Annotated in this window: 12 protein-coding genes, 2 pseudogenes and 1 riboswitch; all 14 genes and pseudogenes read left to right on the forward strand. The window is 65.3% G+C overall.

Going from position 1 to position 15521, the window contains the following annotated elements:
- The first annotated feature begins 113 nt into the window (after positions 1-113).
- Positions 114-1055, forward strand: coding sequence for an adenosylcobinamide-phosphate synthase CbiB (gene cbiB / locus AWT75_RS02990; RefSeq protein ID WP_082695919.1), 942 nt, complete (start codon positions 114-116; stop codon positions 1053-1055).
- Positions 1048-2034: a threonine-phosphate decarboxylase CobD gene (cobD, locus tag AWT75_RS02995; RefSeq protein ID WP_062787159.1), complete on the forward strand. Its 987-nt coding sequence runs from the start codon at positions 1048-1050 to the stop codon at positions 2032-2034. The genes cbiB and cobD overlap by 8 nt, the downstream gene beginning before the upstream one ends.
- 42 nt (positions 2035-2076) lie before the next feature.
- Positions 2077-2253, forward strand: a riboswitch (cobalamin riboswitch).
- Between the two features lie 101 nt (positions 2254-2354).
- Entirely contained in the window at positions 2355-3413 is a 1059-nt protein-coding gene (locus tag AWT75_RS03000; protein ID WP_062787162.1) for a HoxN/HupN/NixA family nickel/cobalt transporter, read from the forward strand.
- Positions 3414-3429: 16 nt separating this feature from the next.
- Positions 3430-3759, forward strand: coding sequence for a (2Fe-2S) ferredoxin domain-containing protein (locus AWT75_RS03005; RefSeq protein WP_062787166.1), 330 nt, complete (start codon positions 3430-3432; stop codon positions 3757-3759).
- Positions 3760-4151: 392 nt separating this feature from the next.
- Positions 4152-6090 (forward strand): annotated as a pseudogene (locus tag AWT75_RS22560) (cobaltochelatase subunit CobN).
- A gap of 32 nt (positions 6091-6122) precedes the next feature.
- Positions 6123-6168: pseudogene (locus AWT75_RS22565) on the forward strand (hypothetical protein); the annotation flags it as partial.
- Between the two features lie 81 nt (positions 6169-6249).
- Entirely contained in the window at positions 6250-7932 is a 1683-nt protein-coding gene (locus AWT75_RS22570; RefSeq protein WP_239689435.1) for a cobaltochelatase subunit CobN, read from the forward strand.
- Complete coding sequence (locus AWT75_RS03015) at positions 7929-9875, forward strand: putative cobaltochelatase (protein WP_062787169.1); 1947 nt, start codon at positions 7929-7931, stop codon at positions 9873-9875. The genes AWT75_RS22570 and AWT75_RS03015 overlap by 4 nt, the downstream gene beginning before the upstream one ends.
- A gap of 10 nt (positions 9876-9885) precedes the next feature.
- Positions 9886-10626 carry a cobalt-precorrin-7 (C(5))-methyltransferase gene (locus AWT75_RS03020; protein WP_275575673.1) on the forward strand — a complete coding sequence of 247 codons (741 nt, stop codon included), beginning with the start codon at positions 9886-9888 and terminating at the stop codon, positions 10624-10626.
- On the forward strand, positions 10623-12194 hold the full coding sequence (locus tag AWT75_RS03025) for a precorrin-8X methylmutase (protein WP_062787172.1): 1572 nt from the start codon (positions 10623-10625) through the stop codon (positions 12192-12194). The genes AWT75_RS03020 and AWT75_RS03025 overlap by 4 nt, the downstream gene beginning before the upstream one ends.
- Positions 12191-13345 (forward strand): cobalt-precorrin-5B (C(1))-methyltransferase CbiD, encoded by a 1155-nt coding sequence (gene cbiD / locus AWT75_RS03030; RefSeq protein WP_062787175.1) that lies wholly within the window; start codon positions 12191-12193, stop codon positions 13343-13345. The genes AWT75_RS03025 and cbiD overlap by 4 nt, the downstream gene beginning before the upstream one ends.
- On the forward strand, positions 13338-13970 hold the full coding sequence (cobI, locus tag AWT75_RS03035) for a precorrin-2 C(20)-methyltransferase (RefSeq protein ID WP_239689436.1): 633 nt from the start codon (positions 13338-13340) through the stop codon (positions 13968-13970). The genes cbiD and cobI overlap by 8 nt, the downstream gene beginning before the upstream one ends.
- A gap of 96 nt (positions 13971-14066) precedes the next feature.
- Positions 14067-14906 carry a precorrin-4 C(11)-methyltransferase gene (gene cobM, locus AWT75_RS03040; protein WP_045848315.1) on the forward strand — a complete coding sequence of 280 codons (840 nt, stop codon included), beginning with the start codon at positions 14067-14069 and terminating at the stop codon, positions 14904-14906.
- The coding region (locus tag AWT75_RS03045; RefSeq protein ID WP_239689437.1) for a cobalamin biosynthesis protein at positions 14903-15521 on the forward strand (619 nt) is incomplete at its 3' end. The genes cobM and AWT75_RS03045, both read left to right, overlap by 4 nt.

Consider the following 15521-nt stretch of genomic DNA (forward strand, 5'->3'; position numbering starts at 1 on the left):
GCTGTTCTCCGGCGCGCATTTTTTCGGGAAGCCCCCTAAAATGACGCTTTTTTCGACCATGGACAGCCAGCCATGCAGCTGTCCTGAAGCCGGCGATTATATAGGCGAGTGATGTGATTTCAGCTGTTTTTCTGTTTTTGGCCGTGGTGCTGGACCGCCTGCTGGGTGAGCCACGGCGCTGGCATCCGCTGGTGGGTTATGGCTATCTGGTACGCAAGGTGGAGCATGCACTTTACCCGGCCGCCCCCCAGGCCGAGCCGGTGTGGCGCATGCGTTTGCGTGGCGTGCTGGGCATCAGCCTGTTGCTGCTGCCATTGACCGGCCTTGCCTGCGGGCTGTCACGTTTACCGTGGATCGGGCAGCTGGCCTCGGTATTGCTGCTGTATCTGGCCATTGGCGCACAAAGCCTGCGTGAGCATGCGCAAGCCGTGCTGGATGCGCTGCGCGCCGGCGATCTGCCGCTGGCCCGTTACAAGGTGTCGATGATCGTCAGCCGCAACACCAGCGAACTGGACGAAACCGCGGTAGCGCGCGCCACCATCGAATCGGTGCTGGAAAACGGCAGCGATGCCATTTTTGCTGCCGTGTTCTGGTTTCTGCTGCTGGGCGCACCGGGCGTGGTGCTGTACCGCGCCGCCAATACCCTGGACGCCATGTGGGGCTACCGCAACGAACGCTTTTTGCACTTTGGCTGGGCCGCCGCCCGCTTTGACGATGTGCTCAACCTGATTCCCGCCCGCCTCACCGCGCTGACTTACATCCTGCTGGGCCATACCCGTCAGGGCTGGCAATGCTGGCGCGCCCAGGCCCCCACCTGGTACAGCCCCAATGCCGGGCCGGTGATGGCCGCCGGTGCTGGTGCGCTGGGTGTGCTGCTGGGCGGTGCCGCCAGCTATCACGGCAAGCTGAAACAGCGCCCCACCCTGGGCCTGCAACGCCCGCCGGTGGCCGAGGACATCGCCCGCGCCATCGCGCTGGTACAGCGCAGCCTGTGGCTGTGGGTGGCGCTGGCCTTGCTGGCTGGCTTGCTCAACTGGAGTTTTTCTCATGCTTGAACACGGTGGCGGCATCCTGCGTGCCGCAGAGCAATACGGCATTGCGGTGGAAAACTGGCTGGACCTGTCCACCGGGCTGAACCCGCAAGGCTGGCCGGTGCCGGCCATCAGCCCGCGCAGCTGGCAGCGCCTGCCGGAACAGGACGACGGGCTGGAACAAGCCGCGGCGGATTACTACGGCAGCCCGCTGCTGCTGCCGGTGGCCGGTTCCCAGCCCGCCATCCAGCTACTGCCGACGCTGCGCACGCCCTGCCGGGTGGGCATGCTGCCCTTGTGTTATGCCGAACACCCCTGGCACTGGGAACAGCACGGCCACACGCTCAGCCGTCATGCGCCCGAGGATATCGACACGGTGCTTGATGAACTGGACGTGCTGCTGCTGTGCCATCCCAACAACCCCACCGGCACCACCTTTTCCCGCGCCCGGCTGCAAGACTGGCGTGCCCGGCTGGCCAGCCGGGGCGGCTGGCTGGTCATCGACGAAGCCTTCATGGACGCCACACCGGAACACAGCCTGCTGGGTGATGTGGGCCTGCCGGGGCTGATTATCCTGCGCTCGGTAGGCAAGTTCTTCGGTCTGGCTGGCGCGCGGGTGGGTTTTGTGTTTGCCTGGCCGGCCCTGCTGCAACAGCTGACCGAAGCCATCGGCCCGTGGAGCATCAACGGCCCGGCGCGCGATGTGGTGAAACTGGCCTTGCAGGACAGCAACTGGCAGCAAGCCATGCGCGGACAACTGGCCTGCGACAGCCAGCGCCTGCGGCAACTGCTGCAACAGCACGATTTGCCACCGGCCGGTGGCAGCAATCTGTTCCAGTGGCTGCACGGGGCGTACTGCCCGGCCTTGTTCGACTTTCTGGCGAGCAAAGGCATTCTGGTGCGCCGCTTTGCCGATGGCCCCAGCCTGCGCCTTGGCCTGCCACCCGACGAAGCGGGCTGGCAGCGTCTGGAAACCGCACTTGGTCAATGGGAAAAGCCTTGAAAATCAGTCGGCAGAATTCCCATTTACCCGCTTGTCACGTATCATGCCCCCTTCCATGACGGTGCCCCATCGGGGTGAAACGGGAATGCGGTGAGACACCGCAGCTGCCCCCGCAACTGTAAGCGACGAGTCCGCATCACATGCCACCGGCCCATCCGGGAAGGCGATGCCGGGTAAAGAAGCGCGAGCCAGGAGACCGGCCGTCAACCGTGTCGACGCAGGCTGAATCCGGGCGGGGTGTACCGGGGGATTGCACGATGCCGCCCACTGCAGGCGGACAGTGCCCTCGCTTGCGGCGACGTATCGTCTCCGAGGGCATCATGCAAGCAGATCTGCGTTCTTCCTTACCTTACAGCGGCAAGCGCCGCTCCCGTCATTTACTGGTGTTGCTGCCCTTGCTGGCAGCCAACCTGCTGGTATGGGCCTGGGCACTCACCGCCTTTGCCGACCACCCGACCCAGCTGGGCACGGCCTTGCTGGCTTATCTGCTGGGCTTGCGCCATGCCGTGGATGCCGACCATATCGCCGCCATCGACAACACCGTGCGCAAGCTGATGCAGGAAAACCAGCAACCGCTGTGCGTGGGTTTTTTCTTTTCCATCGGTCACTCCCTGCTGGTAATTGCCGCGGTGGCTGCGGTGGTGTTTGCCACCCGTGCGCTGCAAGACCAGATCAACGGCTTCCGTGAAATCGGCGGCGCCATCAGCACCGGCATTTCCGCCTTTTTCCTGCTGGCGCTGGCCGCAATGAACCTGTCCGCGCTGCGCGGCATCTGGCACAGCTTCCGCCGCGCCCGCGCGGGTGAAGCCGTGTGTGACGAGCAGCTCAACATCCTGCTGGGCAACCGTGGCATGCTGTCGCGCCTGCTGCGGCCCTTGTTCCGCATGGTGAGCAAAAGCTGGCACATGCTGCCCATCGGCCTGCTGTTTGGCCTGGGTTTTGATACCGCCACCGAAATCGGCCTGTTTGCCATTGCCTCCTCGCAAAGCGCGGACGGCATTCCCTTGTGGAACATCATGGTGTTTCCGGTGCTGTTCGCCGCCGGCATGGCACTGGTGGACACGCTGGACAGCATGCTGATGGTGGAAGTGTACGGCTGGGCCTTCATCAACCCCATCCGCAAGCTGTGGTACAACCTCACCATCACGCTGGTGTCGGTACTGGTGGCCGTGTGCATAGGCGGGCTGGAAACCCTGGGCCTGATTGCCGACAAGCTGAAGCTGAGCGGCGGCGCCTGGGATGTGGTGGCCATGCTCAACGACAATCTGGCCCACTTCGGCTATTTCGTGGTGGCCTTGTTTGCCCTCACCTGGGCGCTGTCCGCCGCCATCTACAAGTGGAAACGTTTTGACACCCTGCCCGGCCAACAGGCTGGGTGATTGCCGCGAGAACCGCATGCGACTGCATTACAAACACGTGCTGATGTGTACCGGCCCGCGCTGTACCGAAAACGGCCAGCAGGCCGAGGCCATGTTCAAGCAACTGGGCCAGGCGATTGACGCCTGCGAAGGCCTGAAGGTGAAACGCACCCGCAGCCATTGTTTTGCCGTGTGCAAGGAAGGCCCCATCATGGTGGTTTACCCGGAGGGCGTGTGGTATCGCAAGGTAGATGCCAGTGCAGTACAGCGCATTGTCAGCGATCACCTGCAAGGCGGCACACCAGTGGAACCCCTGATTTTCCATCGCCTGGGCACGGGCGATGTCAGCACGGAAAGCCCGCAATGACGCATGACAATACTGGCGGCATCGTGCTGCTGAGCCATGCCGGCACCGACCTTACCGCGCTGGGCCGCGTCCACTGGCCGCAGGATTTCAGCCCGGTGTCCGGCCTTGCCCTGCAACACATCGCCGATGAAAACCAGATGCAGCAGTTGCTGGACGGCCCGCTGGCCAGCGCCCGCATCCTGCTGCTGCGCGTACTGGGCCGGGTGCAGGCCATTCCCGCTTTCGATGCCCTGCGCCAGCAGGCGCTGGCACGACGACAGGCGCTGATCATCCTCAGCGGCACCGGCGAGCCGGACCCGGAACTGGCCGCCCTCAGCACCGTCCCCCCGGCCATCCAGCAGGATGCCAATGCCTACCTGCAAGCCGGTGGCAGCAGCAATATGGCGCAGCTGATGCGCTATCTGTCCGACCGCCTGCTGCTGACCGGCCACGGCTACCTGCCGCCAGCCGCACTGCCGGAACACGGCCTGTATCACCCGGAACTGTCCGACGGCTGCAGCCTGGACGACTGGTGTGAAATTCGCCAGCCCGGCTGGCCCACGGTGGCCATCAGCTTCTACCGCGCCCACTGGCTGAGCGGCAACACCCGCTTCATCGACATGCTGGTGGACATGCTGGCCGAGCGGCAGATCAACGCGCTGCCGCTGTTTACCTCCTCGCTGCGCAGCCAGGATGAGCAGGGCCTGCCTGCCGCGCTGCAATTGCTGCGCGACCCGCGTGCCGGCCAGCCCTGCGTGCTGATCAACACCACCTCCTTTGCCATGGGCGAAGTGAATGCCGAAGGGGCCACCCAGGCCAGCTGGGCAGTAGAGGCTTTCGAACAACTGGACATCCCGGTGCTGCAAGCCATCACCAGCAGCATGACCCAGGCGCAGTGGGAAGCATCCGAACGCGGGCTGAACCCGCTGGACACCGCCATGAATGTGGCGCTGCCGGAATTCGACGGCCGCATCATCGGCGTGCCGGTATCGTTCAAGCCGGAAGACCCGGCCAGCAGCGACTACCAGCCACTGCCGGACCGTATGCGCCGTCTGGCCGGCATTGCCGCCCGGCTGGCACGGCTCAAGCACACCCCGAGCGGACAAGCGGGTAGCCTTTATCTTTACCAACTCCAACAGCAAGGCCTCGCAAGTGGGCAATGCGGTGGGGCTGGATTCCGCCGCCTCGCTGTATGCACTGCTGCAGGCGATGCAGGCCAATGGCTACCGGATGGGTCCACTGCCGGAGAGCAGCGACGCGCTGATGCACAGCCTGATCGACCGCGGCTGTTACGACACCGACTACCTGAGCGCCGAGCAACTGCGCAATGCCGTGGCCCGCGTGCCGCTGGCGCGTTACCAGACATGGTTTGCCGAACTGCCCGCCCCGCTGCAACAACGCATGCTGGAGCGCTGGGGCGCAGCACCCGGCACGGCTTATGTGGATGGCGACCAGCTGGTATTTGCCGGCATGGAGCTGGGCAATGCCTTTGTCGCGCTGCAACCGCCGCGTGGCTATGGCATGGACCCGGACGCCATCTACCACACGCCGGACCTGCCGCCCACCCATCACTACTACGCGCTGTACTGCTGGCTGCGCGACGAATGGCAGGCCGACGCCATTGTCCACGTGGGCAAGCACGGCACGCTGGAATGGCTGCCGGGCAAGGGTGTGGGCGTGTCGGAGTACTGCTTCCCCGACGCGCTGCTGGGCGACATGCCCATGTTCTACCCCTTTATCCTGAACGATCCGGGAGAAGGCTCGCAGGCCAAGCGCCGCGCCCATTCGGTCATCATCGACCACCTGACCCCGCCAATGACCACCGCCGACACCTACGGCCCGCTGGCCCAGCTCACCCAGCTGGTGGACGAGTACTACCAGGTGGAAATGCTGGACCCGAACAAGCTGCCGCTGTTGCAGCAGCAAATCTGGGACCTGATCAAGGAAGCAAAGCTGGATAGCGATCTGGCTGCCATGCTGGGGCACGACCATCATCACCATGATGAACATGAGCACGACCATGACCATCACGCGCATGATCACCATCATCATGCCCATCACGACCATGACGACCATCACCACGGCCATGATCATGCCCACCCGCATGCGCCCAAGGCAGCGCCAGCGGGCTATCGCCTGAGCCAGCCAGCCAAAGCCGGGAAAGCAACGCCAGCCAAGGCAGCCGGCATGCAGTTCCGCCCGGTAGCCAAGGGCGCAGCGCACAGCCATGGCGCGCATGATGATCACCATCATGACCATGGGCATCATCACCATGGACACGGGCACCATCACCACGACCATGATCATCACGATCACGCCACGACCATGCCCACGAATGGGATGACACACTGAACGCCGACGGCGTACCGCTGACGCTGGCCAAAATGGAGGGCGTGGACGTGGCCCACCTGATCGAGGACATCGACGGCTATCTGTGCGAACTGGGCGCGGCGCAAATCCGCGACGGCCTGCACATTCTCGGCCAACGCCCGCAGCGAGGCACTGGTGGACATGCTGTGCGCCCTCACCCGCCTGCCCAACCTGGCCGTACCCAGCCTGCCCGCCAGCGTGGCCGCCGCGTTAGGGGTGGAGTGGGAGACATTGCAGGACGACAAGGGCCGCCGCCTGGAAAACGTGCCCGCCCCGCTGGAAATGAGCAGCCCGCAACTGCTGCACACCCGCAGCGATGCCATCGACCACATCAACCAGCTGGCCCGCCAGCTGGTGGCCCGCTTGCTGGCCCCGGTCAGCTCGCCGCTGCCGGCCATCATTGCCGCCGTACTGCCGCAGGCCGGTGACAGCCAGGCCCTGCAACAGGTGCTGGACTATATCCAGCGCGAACTGCTGCCTAATCTGGCGCGCACCCACGAGGAAATTGACAACCTGCTGCGCGGTCTGGCCGGTGGTTATGTCCCGGCAGGCCCCAGCGGCGCGCCCACCCGTGGCATGGCGCACATCCTGCCTACCGGACGCAATTTCTATTCGGTAGACCCGCGCGGCCTGCCCTCGCAAGCTGCCTGGCAGGTGGGCAGCCAGCTGGCCAATGAAATGCTGGCGCGCCATCGCAAGGAAACCGGCAGCTATCCGGAATCGGTCAGCATCAGCGTGTGGGGCACCAGTGCCATGCGCACCCATGGCGACGATATTGCCGAAATCCTCGCCCTGCTGGGCGTGCGTCCACGCTGGCAGGCGGAAAGCCGCCGCGTGGCCGGTATCGAGGTGATTCCGCTGGCCGAGCTGGGCCGCCCGCGCATTGACGTTACGGTGCGCATCAGCGGCTTTTTCCGCGATGCCTTCCCGCAGCTGATTGCGTTGGTGGACGACGCAGTGCAGGCGGTGGCCATGCTGGACGAAGACCCGGCCAACAACTACCTGCGCAAGCATTATCTGGACGACATGCGCCAGCAGTTGCTGCAAGCCCTGCCCGACCACGCCGCCGAACCGGCGCTGCTACGCATCTTCGGTGCCAAGCCCGGCAGCTATGGCGCGGGTATTCTGCCGCTGATCAACGAGCAGAACTGGCAGACCGATGCCGACTTCGCCACCGCCTACCTCAACTGGGGCGGCTATGCCTATGGCCGTCAGGTACAGGGGGCTGATGCCCGCGACGTACTGCGCCATCGCCTGTCCGGCGTAGAAGTAGCGCTACACAATCAGGACAATCGCGAACACGACATCTTCGACAGCGACGACTACCTGCAGTACCACGGCGGCATGATTGCCACCATCCGCAGCCTGACCGGCCGTCAGCCGCGCGCCTTCTTTGGTGACAGCCATAATCCGGACCAGCCGCAAGTGCGCGGGCTGAAGGAAGAAGTGCTGCGCGTGTTCCGTTCGCGCGTGGCCAACCCCAAGTGGATTGCCAGCATCCAGCAGCACGGCTACAAGGGCGGGCTGGAACTGACTGCCACCGTCGACTACCTGTTCGGCTACGATGCCACCGCCCATGTGGTGGACGACTGGGTATACGAGGAACTGGCCGCCCGCTACGCGCTGGACCCGGCCATGCAGCAGTTTTTTGCCGACAGCAACCCGTGGGCGCTCAATGCCATCAGCGAACGCCTGCTGGAAGCCGCCCAGCGCCAGCTGTGGCAGCAGCCCAGGCCGGAAACCCTGGCCGCGCTGCAACAACTGCATCTGAATAGCGAAGCCATGCTCGAAGCGCGTGGCGAACATCCGCAAGGCCGCTCATGAAACAGATTTATCCGTTTGCCGCCATCGTCGGTCAGGAACAACTGAAGCAGGCGCTGCTGCTATGCGCGGTCGACCCGAGCATAGGCGGCGTACTGATCCGTGGTGACAAGGGCAGTGCCAAGAGCACCGCCGCACGGGGGCTGGCGGCCATTTTGCCGCCCATCCGCCGCGTGCCGGGCTGTGCCTTCAACTGCGACCCGGCCTCTCCCCTGCCCGAATGCAGCTGCTGTCAGGGCGAGCACGCGGTGGCGGAAGATGCCGCCGTTCCCTTCGTCAACCTGCCGCTGGGTGCCAGCGAAGACCGCGTCCTGGGCAGCCTGGACTTTGAACAGGCGCTCAAGCAGGCCCGCCAGGCTTTCAAGCCCGGCCTGCTGGCCAATGCCCATCGCGGCCTGCTGTACATCGACGAAGTGAACCTGCTGGCCGACCATCTGGTGGACGTGCTGCTGGACGTGGCCGCCATGGGCGTCAACACCGTGCAGCGCGAAGGCCTGTCCATCAGCCACCCGGCGCGCATCACCTTTCTGGGCACCATGAACCAGGAAGAAGGCGAGCTGCGCCCGCAGCTGCTGGACCGCTTTGGCCTGATGGTGGACGTAAGCGCTCCGCGCGATGCCGCCATCCGCAGCGAGGTGGTACGCCGCCGCCTGGCTTTCGAAGCCGACCCGCAGGCTTTTGCCGCCCGCTGGCAGGCCGAGGGCAGCGCGCTGCAGGAGCAGATTCGTCAGGCCCAGGCCATGCTGGCCACGGTGACGGTAAGCGAGCACCTGTTCGACTTCATCAGCCAGCTGTGCTGCGAATTCGAAGTGGCCAGTCTGCGCGCCGACATCGTGCTGCACAAGGCAGCACGGGCACTGGCCGCACTGGATGCGCGGGCACAGGTCAGTGCCGAAGACATCCGCACGGCCGCCATGCTGGTGCTGCCGCACCGCCGCCGCCGCAAGCCTTTCGAGCAAAGCGGGCTGGATCAGGACAAGCTGGATGAGATGACCCAGCAAGCGCAAAATCCGCCGCCGCCCGCTAGCGCAGCTGATGACACCGCCACCACAGAGCAACAGCCGGGCGAGCAGCAAGACACGCCCGCTGACGACGAGCAGGACCAGCAGTCACCAGCAGACAACGGCAGCGAACAGGTGTTTGCCGCCCGCGCACCGCAGGACATCGGCACCATCCGCCTGGCCAGCCACAGCAGCGATAGCGAGGCCAGCGGCCGCCGCAGCACGGTGCTGAATGCACGGCGGGGCCACAGCGTGCGCGCCGTGCCCAGTACCCAGCCGCAGGCCCTGGCACTGGACGCCACCCTGCGCCATGCCATCCAGCGTAATCCGGCGGAATTTGCTGTCACCCGCGCCGACCTGCACGACAAGGTGCGTACGGCAAAACAGGGCAATCTGATTGTGCTGGTGGTGGATGCCTCCGGCTCCATGGCCGCGCAGCAGCGCATGGAACAGGTAAAGGGCACGGTGCTCAGCCTGCTGCAGGACGCCTACCAGCGCCGCGACCAGATTGCCGTCATCGCCTTCCGTGGCCGTCAGGCCGAGCTGGTACTGCCGCCCACCCGTCAGGTGGAACAGGCCGAACAGGCGCTGCACGCGCTGCCCACCGGTGGCCGCACCCCGCTGCCGCATGCATTGCAACTGGCCGCCACCACGCTGGGCCGTCAGGGTGCGCAGGGCTTGTCGCCGCTATTGGTAGTGCTGAGCGACGGCCGCGCCAATGTGGCACTGGGCGAAGACCATGCCGACCCGTGGCAGCAAAGCCTGCAACTGGCGGGCGAGCTGGCCGACGCCGCCATTCCGGCGCTGGTGCTGGATACCGAACAAGCTTATGTGAAGCTGGGCCGCGCCCGCGAGCTGGCCCAGGCCATGCGGGCGGAATACCTGCCGTGCGAGCAGCTGTCCAGCGAACAACTCACCATCACGATTCAGGCGCGACTGGGCTGATGCCGTCGCGCTGCATAAAGGAAACCTCATGATTATCTGCATCGGTGCCGGTCCCGGCGATATCGGCTACCTGCCACGCCGCTCGGCCGACCTCATTGCCAATGCCGACGTGGTGGCCGGCTTCAACGCCGTCATCGACGTGGTGCGCCCGCTGATTCCGGACAGCGCCCAGGTCATCCAGATGGGTTACCGCGACCAGGTGGCCCAGCTGGACGAAGTGGCCAAACTGCACCACGCCGGCAAGAACTGCGTGGTGGTATTCATGGGCGACATCCATTTCAGCGGTTTCCAGTATCTGGAGCGGGTGGAACGCGCCTGTGGCCACCCGGTGGAAACCATGCCCGGCCTGTCCTCGGCCCAGGTGCTGGCCTCGCGTGCCAAGGTGTGTTTTGACGAAACCACCTTCATCACCTTCCACCGCCGAGGCGACCTCACCCCGTTCAAGCGCCATCTGGTGCATGTGCTGCAAGACCAGCGCAATGCCATCGTGATTCCCTGTCCCTGGGACGAGGCGCGCTCCTTCATGCCCTGGCATATCGCCGCCTACCTGCTGGAAAACGGCATCCCGGCCGACCAGCAGGTGGAAGTGTGGGAAAACCTCACCCGTGGCGAAGCCGAATGGCACGGCACGCTGGCCGAGTGCGCCGAACACCGCTGCTCGGACATGAGCATCATGCTGATCCGCACCAAAACACCGATGGCCAGCCAGATCGAGCCCAGCCATCTGCCCACGCCGGAGCAGGCGCAATGAGCACGCAGGACTACAGCATCGTGCTGGCCGGGCATGGCAGCCGCGACCCGGCCGGTATTGCCGAATTCATGTCGCTGGTTGAGCTGATGCGCCAGCGTGCACCGCAGCGCCGCATCTACCACGGCTTTCTGGAATTCGCCACGCCCACCATCGACCAGGCGGTGGCAGAAGCCATTGCCGATGGTGCCAAGACGGTGGTGATGACCCCCGGCGTGCTGCTGGCCGCCACCCATGCCAAGAACGACATGCCCAGCGAACTGCTGGCGCTGCAACAGGAACACCCGGACACCGCCTTCCACTTTGGCGCGGCCATGGACCTGCACCCGCGCCTGCTGGAGCTGTGCCGCCTGCGCATCATCGAGGCCGAAGCACGCTCAACGCGCACCGTGGCGCGTGGCGACAGCTGCCTGGTGGTGGTGGGCCGTGGTACCACCGACCCGGACGCCAACTCGGAAATCGCCAAACTCACCCGCATGCTGGAAGAAGGCATGGGCTTTGGCGCGTCCTTTGTCTGCTATTCCGGCACTGCGCGCCCGCTGGTGGCCGATGGCCTGAAAGCGGCCAGCCTGCTGGGCTTTGAGCGCATCGTGGTGCTGCCTTACTTCCTGTTCGATGGCGTGCTGGTCAAGCGCATTTACGGCGCGGTGGACGATCTGGCCGCGCGCTGCCCCGATATCGAAGTGCTGGCCGCGCCTTATCTGGGCGTGCACGAGCATGTGGCCGAGGTGTTTCTGGAACGCGCACAGGAAGGCGTGGAAGGCCGCGCCAGCATGAACTGCTCGCTGTGCAAATACCGGGTACAGATCATCGGTTTTGAACAGCAAGTGGGCACGCCGCAACAAGGCCATCACGGCAAGGTGCGCGGCCTGCTGGCCAAGGACAACACCCCGGCCGCCGCGCCCGCCTGGCCGCCCTATGTGCCGCACCCCATCGAGGCGGAAAGCATGCGCATCATCCGCGAGGGGCGTGACTGGTCGGCCTTTCCGGTGGAACAGCACACCGCGCTCCACCGTCTGGTGCACACCACCGGCGACTTCAGCAGCGTGGACGAGCTGTTTTTCTCCCCCGGCGCAGCCGCCATCGGCATGCGCGCCCTGCTGCGCTGCCGCCGCATCGTCACCGATGTCACCATGGTGGAAACCGGCCTCAAGCGTGCGGTACTGCAACAGCTGGAAGTGGAAACCTGGTGCGGCGTACACGACCCGGAAACCTACCTCTTGGCCGAGGCCCACGGCCTCACCCGCTCTGCTGCCGGCATCCGCCGCGCCTGGGAAAAGTTTGGCAATGACGTGATCGTCGCCATTGGCGATGCGCCCACTGCCATCATGGAACTGGTACGGCTGGTGCGCGAACACGGCTGGCGGCCACAACTGGTGGTAGGACTGCCGGTGGGCTTTGTCGGCACCCGCGAATGCAAGGACGCGCTGCGCGGCCTGCTGCAAGTGCAGCGCATCACCAATAGCGGCACCCGTGGCGGCTCGCCGTGGGCGGCTACCATCGTCAATGCGCTGATGATTGACGCCATCGGCCATGTTTACCAGCAGCAACAGGCAGCGCAAGAGGCATGACCCACGAACGGCGCGTCCCCTACGACCTGACGGTGCCGGCCCCCAACGGCCTGCGCCGCGGTCGCACCACCGGCAGCTGTGCCACCGCCGCGGTAAAAGCCGCGCTGGCCTGCCTGCTGGACGGGGTGCGCGCCAGCGAAGTGGACATCAGCCTGCCCGACCCGGACTACTACCTCACCGTGCCGATACAGGCGGTGGACCTGCTGGATGAACACACCGCGCGCGCCGAAGTACTGAAAGACGGTGGCGACGACCCGGACAACACCCACGGTGCCACCATCTTTGCCGAGGTAAGGTGCAATGGCAGCGGCCAGCTGCGTTTTATCGCCGGCGAAGGCGTGGGCACCGTCACCCTGCCCGGCCTGCGCATTCCTCCGGGCGAACCGGCCATCAACCCGGTACCACGGCAGATGATGCAGTGGGCGGTGGCCGAGGTGCTGGCCGGCCGTGCCGACCCCGGTTTTGACCTGGCCATCGGCTGCGTGGAGGGCGGGCGCATTGCCAAGCGCACCTTCAATCCGATGCTGGGCATCGTCGGCGGCATTTCCATCCTGGGCACCAGCGGCATTGTCGAGCCGATGTCGCTGGCAGCATGGATGGCTTCCATCGAGGTATATATCCGCGTGGCGCTGGGCGATTTGCCTGCCGCCATCGCCTTCACCCCCGGCAAGATAGGCCGACGCTACGCCGCCGACGTACTGGGCCTGCCGAAAAAGCAGGTGGTGCAGATTGCCAACTTTGTCGGCAGCTCGCTGGAACAGGCCGAAACCATCCTGCAGGAACAAGGCCGGGTGCTGGACACGCTGTGGGTGCTGGGCCACCCCGGCAAGCTGGCCAAGCTGCTGGACCCCACGGTATGGGACACCCACTCCGGCAAAAGCGGCATGGCCATGGGCGATGTGGCACAACTGGCGCAGGAACTGGGCCTGAGCGCGGCGCTGGTACAGGCCATCCGCCAGGCCAATACGGTGGAAAACATCGTGCAGATATTGCAAGGCCATCCGCAGGCGCAAGCCTTCTGGATGGAGATAGAACAGCGGGTATCCACCCGCATGCACAGCCGACTGCCCAGCGCCCGCCGCGTGGCAGTGCGGCTGTTCAGCATGGACGGCACGCCGCTGGGCGAGGCCGCCGGAGACACACATGAGTGAACTGGGACATTTCATTGGCGTGGGCGTAGGCCCGGGCCAGGCCGGGCTGATACCGGTGGCTGCGCTGCAGGCATTGCAGCAGGCCGACATCATCTACCTGCCGCGCGCACGTGGCAGCGAGCAATCGGTGGCACAGCAATGTCTGGCCGGCCTGCCCGTCGATGCCAGCAAATTCCGTGACGTGGAATTCATCATGGACCCGGACCGCAGCCTGCTGGCAGACCACTACGCCGCGCTGGCTGCCAGCGTGGCTGCCGAACTGGAGCAAGGCCATAACGTGGCCTATCTCACCATCGGCGACAGCATGACCTACTCCACCTACGGCTACCTGCTGGCCGCACTGCGCGAACGCCTGCCCGGCCTTGCCCACACCACCTTTCCCGGTGTCACCAGCTTTGCCGCCACCGCCTCGGCGCTGTCCTGGCCGCTGGGTGAAGGCAAGGAACGCATGCTGATCCTGCCCTGCCCGGACGACATGGCCGCACTGGAAGCGGACATCGCCAGCCACGACATCGTGGTGCTGATGAAAATCGGCCAGCGTCTGCCGGACGTACTGGCCCTGCTGTCGCGGCTGGGGTATTGCCCAGCATTGTGCCTTTGCCCGCCGCATCGGCCTGAGCGATGAAATCCTGTGTCCGGATGTCAGCCAGCTGGACGCCTCGGCCAGCGGTTACCTGGCCACCATGCTGATCCGCCGTCAGGCGAGAGAGAAACGTCATTCATGAAAGTCTATTTCATTGGTGCAGGCCCCGGTGCCGCCGACCTGATCACCCTGCGCGGCGCACGCCTGTTGGGTAGTTGCGGCATGGTGCTGTACGCCGGTTCGCTGGTGCCCACCGACATGCTGCAGCATTGCAGTGAAGGTGCCGAAATCCTCGACACCGCCGAACTGTCGCTGGACCAGCAGGAAGACTGCTACCGCCGCGCCCAGGCCGCCAATATCGACGTGGCGCGGCTGCACTCCGGCGACCCGGCCATCTACGGCGCCACCGCCGAACAAATGCGCCGGCTGGAAGCACTGGGCATTGAATACGAAATCGTCCCCGGCGTGTCGTCCTTCACCGCCGCCGCCGCCGCACTGGGCAGCGAGCTGACCCGCCCGGCCATCTCGCAATCCATCATCCTCACCCGCGTCTCCGGCCGCGCCAGCGCGGTGCCGGAGCTGGAATCCATCGCCCGCTTTGCCGAACACCAGGCCACCATGTGCATCTTCCTGTCCGGCCAGCGGCTGAAATACACCGTGGCCGACCTGCTGCTGCACTACCCGCCGGACACCCCGGTGGCACTGGTGCGCCGTGCCAGCTGGCCGGACCAGTCTATCCATCGCAGCACGCTGGGCAAGCTGCTGGAAGAGGTCAAACAGAAAGACTGGCTGCTCACCACCCTGCTGCTGGTGGGCGCGGCGCTATCGCGCGAAGGCGGGGTGGAATCCAGCCTGTACGCAGCTGGCTTCACGCATATTTTCCGCGATGGCACCGACCGCAAAACCCCGCGCCCCAGCAAGCGCAAGCCGGAACTGGCAGCACAATCGGAACAGGACCCGGAGCAGCAAGCCTCGTGAGCCACACCGCCATCTGGACCGTGCGCGAATCGGCACTGCCGCTGGCGCGGCAACTGGCCCGCGCACTGGACGCCACCCTCTACCAGCCCTGGCAACAGCCGGATGACAACGCGCGCCAGCAATTTGCTGCTGTCTTCCACCAGCACCGCCAGTGGGTATTGCTGATGGCCAGCGGCATTGCCGTGCGCTATCTGGATGGCCTGCCACAAAGCAAACTCACCGACCCGGCGGTGGTGGTGCTGGACGAAGCCGCGCGCTTTGCCATCCCGCTGCTGTCCGGCCACGAAGGCGGTGCCAATGCACTGGCCTACCACGTCGCCCGCCTGACCGGTGCCACCCCGGCCATCACCACAGCAACCGAAGCACTCAAGCCGCTGACGCTGGGCATAGGCTGCCGCCGTGGCAAGAGCGCCGACGCCATCGAACAGGCGGTGTTGCAGGCACTGGCCGGACGCAGCCTCAGTGACGTACGCGAGGTGGCCACCATCGACCTGAAGGCCGATGAACTGGGCCTGCTGGAGTTCTGCGCCCGTCACGCGCTGCCCTTGCGCGTCATTGCCCCGTGCCGACGTGGCGGCGCGCGGCTGGACCGGCCCAGCCATCCGCCTGGGTGCA

Source organism: Aquitalea pelogenes (assembly GCF_001515305.1).
Classification (GTDB): Bacteria; Pseudomonadota; Gammaproteobacteria; order Burkholderiales; family Chromobacteriaceae; genus Aquitalea; species Aquitalea pelogenes.

Bases quoted from the DNA above. Each gene is read 5' to 3' on its own strand.
- AWT75_RS03000 (WP_062787162.1), top strand. From the start codon at position 2,355: ATGCAAGCAGATCTGCGTTCTTCCTTACCTTACAGCGGCAAGCGCCGC.
- AWT75_RS22570 (WP_239689435.1), top strand. From the start codon at position 6,250: ATGCTGTGCGCCCTCACCCGCCTGCCCAACCTGGCCGTACCCAGCCTG.
- cobI (WP_239689436.1), top strand. From the start codon at position 13,338: ATGAGTGAACTGGGACATTTCATTGGCGTGGGCGTAGGCCCGGGCCAG.
- cobM (WP_045848315.1), top strand. From the start codon at position 14,067: ATGAAAGTCTATTTCATTGGTGCAGGCCCCGGTGCCGCCGACCTGATC.
- AWT75_RS03015 (WP_062787169.1), top strand. From the start codon at position 7,929: ATGAAACAGATTTATCCGTTTGCCGCCATCGTCGGTCAGGAACAACTG.
- cobD (WP_062787159.1), top strand. From the start codon at position 1,048: ATGCTTGAACACGGTGGCGGCATCCTGCGTGCCGCAGAGCAATACGGC.
- AWT75_RS03025 (WP_062787172.1), top strand. From the start codon at position 10,623: ATGAGCACGCAGGACTACAGCATCGTGCTGGCCGGGCATGGCAGCCGC.
- AWT75_RS03005 (WP_062787166.1), top strand. From the start codon at position 3,430: ATGCGACTGCATTACAAACACGTGCTGATGTGTACCGGCCCGCGCTGT.
- cbiD (WP_062787175.1), top strand. From the start codon at position 12,191: ATGACCCACGAACGGCGCGTCCCCTACGACCTGACGGTGCCGGCCCCC.